7 protein-coding genes are annotated in these 7,063 nt (G+C 70.1%); 5 read left to right on the top strand and 2 right to left on the bottom strand.

What is annotated here, in order from left to right; translation table 11 throughout:
- From ACJA3G_RS25720 to purM, 3 genes are all read left to right on the top strand, one after another.
- The coding region (locus tag ACJA3G_RS25720) for a sterol carrier family protein (protein WP_406555424.1) at positions 1-520 on the top strand (520 nt) is incomplete at its 5' end.
- Positions 521-818: 298 nt separating this feature from the next.
- Complete coding sequence (gene purF, locus ACJA3G_RS25715; RefSeq protein ID WP_406555423.1) at positions 819-2,345, top strand: amidophosphoribosyltransferase; 1,527 nt, start codon at positions 819-821, stop codon at positions 2,343-2,345.
- A 46-nt stretch (positions 2,346-2,391) separates the two neighbouring features.
- Positions 2,392-3,465, top strand: coding sequence for a phosphoribosylformylglycinamidine cyclo-ligase (gene purM / locus ACJA3G_RS25710; protein WP_406555422.1), 1,074 nt, complete (start codon positions 2,392-2,394; stop codon positions 3,463-3,465).
- A 118-nt stretch (positions 3,466-3,583) separates the two neighbouring features.
- On the opposite strand, the gene ACJA3G_RS25705 is transcribed toward purM, so the two are convergent.
- Both ACJA3G_RS25705 and ACJA3G_RS25700 read right to left on the bottom strand, forming a co-directional pair.
- Complete coding sequence (locus ACJA3G_RS25705) at positions 3,584-3,847, bottom strand: DUF3073 domain-containing protein (protein ID WP_358836007.1); 264 nt, start codon at positions 3,845-3,847, stop codon at positions 3,584-3,586.
- 292 nt (positions 3,848-4,139) lie between these two features.
- Positions 4,140-5,243 carry a Leu/Phe/Val dehydrogenase gene (locus tag ACJA3G_RS25700; protein ID WP_406555421.1) on the bottom strand — a complete coding sequence of 368 codons (1,104 nt, stop codon included), beginning with the start codon at positions 5,241-5,243 and terminating at the stop codon, positions 4,140-4,142.
- A 176-nt stretch (positions 5,244-5,419) separates the two neighbouring features.
- Here ACJA3G_RS25700 and ACJA3G_RS25695 point away from each other — a divergent pair, with 176 nt between their 5' ends.
- Positions 5,420-6,262 carry a hypothetical protein gene (locus tag ACJA3G_RS25695; protein WP_406555420.1) on the top strand — a complete coding sequence of 281 codons (843 nt, stop codon included), beginning with the start codon at positions 5,420-5,422 and terminating at the stop codon, positions 6,260-6,262.
- Between the two features lie 542 nt (positions 6,263-6,804).
- Entirely contained in the window at positions 6,805-7,011 is a 207-nt protein-coding gene (bldC, locus tag ACJA3G_RS25690; protein WP_003949541.1) for a developmental transcriptional regulator BldC, read from the top strand.
- Positions 7,012-7,063: the final 52 nt, after the last annotated feature.

The raw sequence follows: 7,063 nt of genomic DNA, 5'->3' as shown, positions 1-7,063 counted from the left end.
CGTACCCCCCGCCGCCCCCCCGGCGGACACCCGGCCGGACCTCGGCCCGCTCTACGACGACATCGCCGCCCGTACCGCACGGCYCCTGCCCGACGCGCAGGACGGCCGGCTCGTGGCCACCGCCGTCGGCACCATGACCCTCGCCGACCACCTGGTCACCCGCACGGTGGAGCTCTGCGTCCACACCGACGACCTCAACGACGCCGTGCCCGGCCTGGACATCCCGTACGAGCGCCAGGCGCTCGCCGCCTGCACCCGGCTGCTCGCCGACGCGCTCGCGGCGAAGGCGCCGGGCGGCTCGGTGGAGGTGCGCGTCCCGCCGTACGCGGTGGTGCAGTGCGTCGAGGGCCCCCGCCACACCCGGGGCACGCCCCCGAACGTCGTCGAGACCGACCCGCTCACCTGGCTGCGGCTCGCCACCGGGCGCCGGGCCTGGACGGACGAGGTGGAGGCGGCGCGTGTCGCGGCGAGCGGGGAGCGGGCGGACATTTCCGCGCTCCTCCCGGTGCTCTCGCGCTGACGAAACCGGGAGCGGGGAGGCCGGGAGAGGAGAGGCGGGGGCGCCCCGGAATACCGGTCATTACCCGTCGGCCGCGGTGGTCATATGGCTACGGCAGGTGACACCCGGGCAGACCCCCGCACCCCCACGCGCGACCTCCGTCACATTCCCCACCCGGTCCGGCCACCGCGCATTTCCCGCCCTGGCGGGAAAAGCCCTGCTCCACCCCGTCCGGCAGATGCCACAAACCGCCCACTGCCCTCGTCTTGTCCGTATCCCCAATTCGGACCAGTGGTCGATCTCGCCTACACTCGGTGGCGTGCCACGTGGTGACGGTCGACTCAATCATGATCTGCTCCCCGGCGAGAAAGGCCCCCAGGACGCTTGCGGCGTCTTCGGTGTCTGGGCTCCGGGTGAAGAGGTCGCCAAGCTCACTTACTTCGGGCTTTACGCCCTCCAGCATCGGGGCCAGGAATCCGCGGGAATCGCGGTCAGCAACGGCTCCCAGATCCTCGTCTTCAAGGACATGGGACTCGTCTCCCAGGTCTTCGACGAGACCTCTCTCGGTTCCCTCCAGGGTCATATCGCGGTCGGTCACGCCCGCTACTCGACCACCGGTGCCTCCGTGTGGGAGAACGCGCAGCCGACGTTCCGGGCGACCGCCCACGGCTCCATCGCGCTCGGCCACAACGGCAACCTGGTGAACACCGCCCAGCTGGCGGAGATGGTCGCCGACCTGCCCAAGGAGAACGGTCGCGCGACCCAGGTCGCCGCCACCAACGACACCGACCTCGTCACCGCCCTGCTCGCGGGGCAGACCGACGACGACGGCAAGCCGCTCACCGTGGAGGAGGCAGCCGCCAAGGTCCTGCCCCAGGTGCAGGGCGCGTTCTCGCTGGTCTTCATGGACGAGCAGACGCTCTACTGCGCCCGTGACCCGCAGGGCATCCGCCCGCTGGTCATCGGCCGCCTGGAGCGCGGCTGGGTGGTCGCCTCGGAGACCGCCGCCCTCGACATCTGCGGCGCCAGCTTCGTCCGTGAGATCGAGCCGGGCGAGCTCGTCGCCATCGACGAGAACGGTCTGCGCACCTCTCGATTCGCGGATGCGAAGCCCAAGGGCTGTGTCTTCGAGTACGTGTACCTGGCCCGCCCCGACACCGACATCGCCGGGCGGAACGTCTACCTCTCCCGGGTGGAGATGGGACGGAAACTGGCCAAGGAAGCGCCGGCCGACGCCGACCTGGTGATAGCGACTCCCGAGTCCGGCACCCCCGCGGCCATCGGCTACGCGGAGGCCAGCGGCATTCCGTACGGCTCGGGCCTGGTCAAGAACGCCTACGTCGGGCGCACCTTCATCCAGCCCTCGCAGACCATCCGCCAGCTCGGGATCCGGCTGAAGCTGAACCCGCTGAAGGAAGTCATCCGGGGCAAGCGCCTGGTGGTCGTGGACGACTCGATCGTCCGTGGCAACACCCAGCGCGCGCTGGTGAAGATGCTCCGCGAGGCCGGGGCCGCCGAGGTCCACATCCGGATCTCCTCCCCGCCGGTCAAGTGGCCGTGCTTCTTCGGCATCGACTTCGCGACCCGCGCCGAGCTGATCGCCAACGGGATGACGATCGAGGAGATCGGCACCTCGCTCGGCGCCGACTCCCTCGCGTACATCTCCACGGACGCGATGATCGAGGCGACCACCATCCCCAAGGACAACCTCTGCCGCGCCTGCTTCGACGGGGTCTACCCGATGGAGCTCCCGGACCCCGAGCTGCTCGGCAAGCAGCTGCTGGAGACCGAGCTCGCGGCCGGTCCGGCCGCCACGGCCGCGGCCGACGCGCTGCGCCGCCCGTAGGCGCCCGCACGAACCCCGCAGTACGACACGAAAGTTCTCCAGAGCCATGTCATCTGCTGAATCCACTGGTGCCAGCTACGCAGCCGCGGGCGTCGACATCGAAGCGGGCGACCGCGCGGTCGAGCTGATGAAGGAGTGGGTGAAGAAGACCAAGCGCCCCGAGGTGCTTGGCGGCCTCGGCGGTTTCGCCGGGCTCTTCGACGCCTCCGCCCTCAAGCGCTACGAGCGTCCGCTGCTCGCCTCGGCCACCGACGGCGTCGGCACCAAGGTCGACCTCGCCCGCCGCCTCGGCGTGTACGACACGATCGGCCACGACCTCGTCGGCATGGTCGTGGACGACCTCGTGGTGTGCGGCGCCGAGCCGCTGTTCATGACCGACTACATCTGCGTCGGCAAGGTGCACCCCGAGCGGGTCGCCGCCATCGTGAAGGGCATCGCCGAGGGCTGTGTCCTCGCGGGCTGCGCGCTGGTCGGCGGCGAGACCGCGGAGCACCCGGGCCTGCTGGGTCCGGACGACTTCGACGTCGCCGGCGCCGGCACCGGCGTGGTCGAGTACGACCGCCTGCTCGGCGCGGATCGCATCCGCACGGGTGACGTCGTCATCGCCATGGCGTCCTCCGGACTTCACTCGAACGGGTACTCACTCGTCCGGCACGTGCTCTTCGACCGGGCGAAGATGTCGCTGGAGGGCCACGTCGAGGAGTTCGGCCGGACCCTGGGCGAGGAGCTCCTGGAGCCGACCAAGATCTACTCGCTGGACTGCCTGGCCCTCACCCGTACCGCCGAGGTGCACGGTTTCAGCCATGTCACCGGTGGCGGTCTCGCCAACAACCTGGCCCGGGTCATCCCCGACCACCTGCACGCCACGGTCGACCGCTCGACCTGGGCGCCGGGCGCGGTCTTCGACCTGGTGGGCACGGCCGGCAAGGTCGAGCGGCTGGAGCTGGAGAAGACGCTGAACATGGGCGTCGGAATGATCGCCATCGTCCCCGAGGTCTCGGTGGACGTGGCCCTGACGACGCTGGCGGACCGGGGTGTGGACGCCTGGGTGGCCGGCCGGATCACCGAGCGCGGTGACCGCGCGACCGGCGCCGAGCTCACCGGCGACTACGCCAAGTAAGCCCCGCGGACAGCACAGAACCCGGTCCGGAGCGTGAGCTCCGGACCGGGTCGGTACTGCCTTGAGCAGCTAAAATGATTGCTGCGAAAAGCCGAAGGCCCTGAAAGACGAGCGCGCGTCAAGCACCGCGCCGCTGGGACGACGGACCGGACTCCTCGTCCTCGTCGTCGTCCTCGTTGTACAGCTCCGCATAGCGGGCGTACGGGTCGTCTTCCTCGTCGTCGTCCTCGAACGGCTCGCCATTCGGCGGCTGATTCGAGATCGGCTGCGAAGTCGATGCGCCCAGCTCGTTGGCCAGACGCGACAGGTCAGTCCCGCCGCTGCTGTACTTCAGCTGGCGGGCGACCTTCGTCTGCTTGGCCTTTGCCCGGCCGCGCCCCATGGCTCGACCCCCTCGGTGACGGGGCTCGACGGCCCCAGAGTCTTGACACGCGTTCATGGTTCGGAGCGGGCTCTCCGTGGAGAGACCGTGTCCGTAGGGCTTCAACGGTACCTGCTTCCGCGGCCATACGGTACGCCGCCCGCATGACGTGCCACTTCACAGAACCCGCAAGGAGCCCTTTCCTCGCTGGTCAACCGCGATTTTAACCTCTTCTGGGCGTCCGACCCGCCGACCGGCGTGAGTCTTGTCTCCCCTGTCGCCGGATGGGGCGCCGGATCGGACGCCCGGAGCGTCAGCGCCGGCGCGCCTCGGCCATGCGCTGCTCGGCGATCCGGTCGGCCGCGGCGGCCGGCGGAATCCCGTCTTCCTTCGCACGTGCGAATATGGCCAGCGTGGTGTCGAAGATCTTCGCGGCCTTCGCCTTACAGCGGTCGAAGTCGAAGCCGTGCAGCTCGTCGGCGACCTGGATCACGCCACCGGCGTTGACCACGTAGTCGGGCGCGTAGAGGATCGCGCGGTCCGCGAGGTCCTTCTCGACGCCCGGGTGGGCCAGCTGGTTGTTGGCCGCGCCGCACACGATCTTCGCGGTGAGGACCGGCACGGTCCGGTCGTCGAGCGCGCCGCCCAGGGCGCACGGGGCGTAGATGTCCAGCCCCTCCACCCGGATCAGCGCGGCCGTGTCGGCGACCGCGGTGACGCTGCCCGGGTGCTTGTCGAGGACGCGGCGCACCGACTCCTCGCGCACATCGGTGATCACGACCTCGGCGCCGTCCGCCACCAGGTGCTCCACCAGGTAATGACCCACCTTGCCGACGCCCGCGACGCCGACCTTGCGCCCGCGCAGCGTCGGGTCGCCCCACAGGTGCTGGGCGCTGGCCCGCATGCCCTGGAAGACACCGAACGCGGTGAGCACGGAGGAGTCGCCCGCGCCGCCGTTCTCGGGGGAGCGGCCGGTCGTCCACCGGCACTCGCGCGCCACCACGTCCATGTCCGCCACATAGGTGCCGACATCGCACGCCGTCACATAACGGCCGCCGAGCGAGGCCACCATCCGCCCGTAGGCGAGCAGGAGTTCTTCACTCTTGTCGGTCTCGGGGTTGCCGATGATCACGGCCTTGCCGCCGCCGTGGTCGAGGCCGGCCATGGCGTTCTTGTACGACATGCCGCGCGAGAGGTTGAGCGCGTCGGCGACGGCCTCGGCCTCACTGGCGTAGGGGTAAAAGCGCGTTCCGCCGAGGGCCGGGCCCAGGGCGGTGGAGTGGATGGCGATGACGGCCTTGAGGCCCGTGGCGCGGTCCTGGCACAGCACGACCTGTTCGTGTCCGCCCTGGTCCGATCGGAACAGGGTGTGCAGAACATCCGCTGAGCTGACGGCGTCGCCGGTCACATCGGTCACGGTGGTGACTCCCAAGTACGAAGCGGCGTTTGGCGGTCCGCCTGTGGGTGGGGCGGGCCGCGTCGCGGCCCGCCCGGGGCCGCGCTGGGAGCAGAGTAAGTCCTACGCGTGCGTAGATCAGGCCCAGTGCCGAGGATCACCCTCCCGTCCCGGGTGCGCGTGGGACGATTCGGCCCATGGCGGTGGTGTCCTCGGTGATCGTCCCGTACGCGTCCTATCTGCGGGTGTACGAGCCGCTGGCGGCCTTCCCCGAACCGGAGCGCGCCCACTGGGCGCGGTACGCGCGGCGCGGGCGCACCCCCGACGCCCAGGACGAACACCGGCGCGCGCTGGCGGACCTGGTGCCGACGCCGCCGGTGGCGGTGCCGGTCCACGAGAGCGCGGACGCCTTCGTGGCCGAGGTCGACGGGGTGGTCTGCGTCTGCCCGTGGCGGACCCGGCTGCGCGGCTGGCAGGCCCTGGAGGTCCTGGCGGACCAGTTCCCGGCCGCGGTGCTCGACGCGCTGCTGCCGCCGGTGGTGCGCCGGCAGGCCGCGGCGGACTACGAGCGGTGGCGGGAGGCCAACCCGGAGGCCCGGCCGTGGATCCTCACGGCGGTCTGGCACATCCCTGTGAGCTGGTTCACAGTCTTTTCGGACGAAGACAGGGAGTATGTCCGGGCGGAGAGCGGAGCGGCGCCCGTGCTGCGCTACCGCACTCCGATGGTCCAGGCCCGTCGCCGCCTCGCGTGGGCCCTGCGGACGCTGCGCGACCACATCGACGAGGGGCCCCTGACGGAGGGGCTGGTCGACGTGGGGCGCTGGCTGGAGGAGTTTCACCCCCGCTCGCTGGTGGAGCTGGACTACGGCGGGCTGGTGCACGCCCTGCCGAGGGCGCGGCTGGAGGAGGACCGCTCGGCGGCCGACGTGGCCGAGGGGATCGCCGCGCTGCGGGCCGGGGACGCCGCGGGGGCGGCGAGGGCGTACGAGCGCTTCACGGAGCGCTGGCGGACCGTTCGGGAGCGCCGGATGGCGAACTGATGGTCTGTCGGACTGAAGGAGCGTCCGAAGGCGCCGCGCGCTCACCCGTTCGGGTGGGTGTCTTCGTACGCCTGAGTGACTCTTACGGGCGGGTGCTCGGGACGTAGGTCCTGATCCGGGCCTTTGCCTCAAGCGTGACGGACCGCACTTACGGGGCCCTTGCGCCCATCCCCCACCCTCGTGCCAAAATAGGACAAGGAGTCCGGGGAGGGCTCCTTCCGTCCAACTAAGGGCGGATTGCTTGGTATTGCCTGCTATGGGGGGTCTGATGACTCCTGATCGCTCTGTGACTGATCGTCACTGTGGCGTGACTGTCCGCTATGGCATGGTCCATCGGCTTCCGTCGCTGATGAACACCTGGGAGGGCAATTCCATCGGTTTGGCCGACGTGGCTGGACAGATGGTGTAGTTGTAGTGCCGAGGACAAGCCGTTCGTCCTATAACCGACTCGGCTCGCGTCCGCCATTTCGGGCAACGCGGGTCAAGGTGCAGAATTTAGAGGAAAGAACCGAGAAGGTTCGGTTCTCCCGAGGAGGCCGCTCATGACCGCTCGCACCCCTGATGCCGAGCCGCTGCTGACCCCGGCTGAGGTTGCCACGATGTTCCGCGTGGACCCGAAGACGGTCACCCGCTGGGCGAAGGCGGGCAAGCTCACGTCCATCCGCACGCTGGGTGGACACCGCCGGTACCGCGAAGCAGAGGTCCGTGCGCTGCTTGCGGGTATTCCGCAGCAGCGTAGCGAGGCCTGAACAACACCCCGATAACGGGCATTCCGGGGCCCCCACCCCGGTCGCCCCGGAA

Origin of the sequence: Streptomyces sp. YS-3 (assembly GCF_045257485.1) — a bacterium.
GTDB lineage: Bacteria > Actinomycetota > Actinomycetes > Streptomycetales > Streptomycetaceae > Streptomyces.
This window is presented reverse-complemented; position numbering and strand designations above follow the sequence as displayed.

Excerpts from the sequence above, each read along its gene's own strand:
- purM (WP_406555422.1), top strand. The coding sequence starts at position 2,392 with ATGTCATCTGCTGAATCCACTGGTGCCAGCTACGCAGCCGCGGGCGTC.
- ACJA3G_RS25705 (WP_358836007.1), bottom strand. The coding sequence starts at position 3,847 with ATGGGGCGCGGCCGGGCAAAGGCCAAGCAGACGAAGGTCGCCCGCCAG.
- ACJA3G_RS25695 (WP_406555420.1), top strand. The coding sequence starts at position 5,420 with ATGGCGGTGGTGTCCTCGGTGATCGTCCCGTACGCGTCCTATCTGCGG.
- bldC (WP_003949541.1), top strand. The coding sequence starts at position 6,805 with ATGACCGCTCGCACCCCTGATGCCGAGCCGCTGCTGACCCCGGCTGAG.